This window comes from Candidatus Skiveiella danica, from assembly GCF_022705245.1.
GTDB lineage: Bacteria > Pseudomonadota > Gammaproteobacteria > Burkholderiales > Burkholderiaceae_C > Skiveiella > Skiveiella danica.
In genome coordinates, this window is the sequence record NZ_JAKJEW010000110.1 from 1 (window position 1) to 775 (window position 775).

At 64.4% G+C, this 775-nt stretch carries 1 pseudogene; it reads right to left on the reverse strand.

From position 1 onward, the window contains the following. Nucleotides 1-725, reverse strand: a pseudogene (locus ACMUOY_RS20305) (hypothetical protein); the annotation flags it as partial. Between the last annotated feature and the right edge of the window lie 50 nt (nucleotides 726-775).

Consider the following 775-nt stretch of genomic DNA (forward strand, 5'->3'; position numbering starts at 1 on the left):
CAAGCAAGAAACTGGCGAATCGCAGTCTGTAAGTCCTTGAGTCGACTTGCGTCTCCGGCCAAAAACACCAGGGTGTTTTTGTACGAGCGGGGGCTGCTGCCGCGACTGTCCAGGATAGCCTGCGCCTCTTTCCGCGCGGCACTGTCCGCTTGGCCCTTGCTGTGCGGATGCTCCGGACCGAGAACCACCAGCCGCGCCTCGTGCTCGTCCGGGATGTCGCTGCTGCTCAGACAGGCATGCACGCGGTGAAAATCGCCACGGCTGCGCGCCTCGTCCCTCAGCCGGCGTACGATCTCGTCCATGACATCGTGTTCGTGGAGCTGGTTCGCACGGTCCTCCGCAAGACGCGTGACCGTGGGCTGGGTCGAGTACCAATAGCGGCTGCCGTCCACATACAAATAGGTCGCCCGATCCGTAAGTCGGCGGATGGCGTCGCCGAAGGTGGCCACGGTTTCGCCGGGTTGAACGCAACCCAACTTCACCTGGCGGTCGTCGATACCCCGGTTGGCGGCCCGTTGGGTCGGGGCCGAACCGACATAGATGGTGCGCGCCACGCGGCGGCAAGCGGAGTAGCGGCCCAAGTTCGGCGCGTCCCGGTCGAGCCTGAGCGGCAGGGAATGCTCCCCGTCCACATCCTTGGCGATGACAGGGGTCCACTGGTCGTCGAGGTAGCGGGTCAACTCGAACTGCACCGCGGAGTCGTCGATGGGGATGGTGGCGGGCATGATCAGCAGGTTGCCGTCCTGTCTTTCCCATAGGGAATGGATCACCGCCG